The sequence below is a fragment of the Actinomadura logoneensis genome (genome assembly GCF_003428695.1).
In the GTDB taxonomy this organism is placed as follows: Bacteria; Actinomycetota; Actinomycetes; order Streptosporangiales; family Streptosporangiaceae; genus Spirillospora; species Spirillospora logoneensis.
This window is the reverse complement of sequence record NZ_QURH01000386.1, coordinates 1-699: the sequence shown is the minus strand read 5'-3', so window position 1 is coordinate 699 and position 699 is coordinate 1. Positions and strand designations below refer to the sequence as shown.

Below are 699 nucleotides of genomic sequence, written 5' to 3'. Positions count from 1 at the left end.
GCCGGCGACTGCGGCACGGTCGGCTGCGCTGCGGTCGGCACGGTCGGCTGCGCTGCGGTCGGCGCGGTCGGCTGCGCGGCGGTCGGCTGCGGCACGGTCGGCGCGGTCGGAAGGGCACACCCGGACTCTTCGCGCATGAGAAGGCCTCACGCTTCCGTGATCGGGGGGAACTTGCATTGACGAATACCCCAGAAAGGCAGCGGAATCCAATCTTGACAGCGGATCCGCGACCGGCACAGGCTGAGCCGATCCTCTTCCGGAGGCATGATGCTGATATTGGACGAGAAAGATGTCCGGTCCCTTCATCCGATGAAGGAATCCGTCGACGCGATGCGTTCCGCACTGCGAATGTTCAGCGCGGACGAGGCCATTCAACCCCAACGGCTGATGCTACGTACAGCGGGCGGTGACGCCTATGCGGTGATGCCGTCCCATATCGGCCGTCCCGGCACGGACTCCGGCGCGGACTCCGACACGGGATTCGGCGTCAAGATAATCGCGGTCAAACCCGGGAACTCCGCGCGCGGGCTGCCCGTGAACTCCGGCCTGGTGCTGGTGTTCGACGAGGCGACCGGACGTCCCGAGGCGCTGCTGGACGGCGCGGCCGTCACCGCGATCCGCACCGCCGCCGCGTCCGGCGCGGCGACCGACCTGCTCGCCCGGCCGGAGGCGGCCACCCTCGCCGTGCTCGGCGCGGGC

Annotated in this window: 1 pseudogene; it reads left to right on the top strand. The window is 69.4% G+C overall.

Annotated features, from left to right (window positions below):
* Positions 1-264: 264 nt before the first annotated feature.
* Positions 265-699, top strand: a pseudogene (locus DZF91_RS39030) (hypothetical protein); the annotation flags it as partial.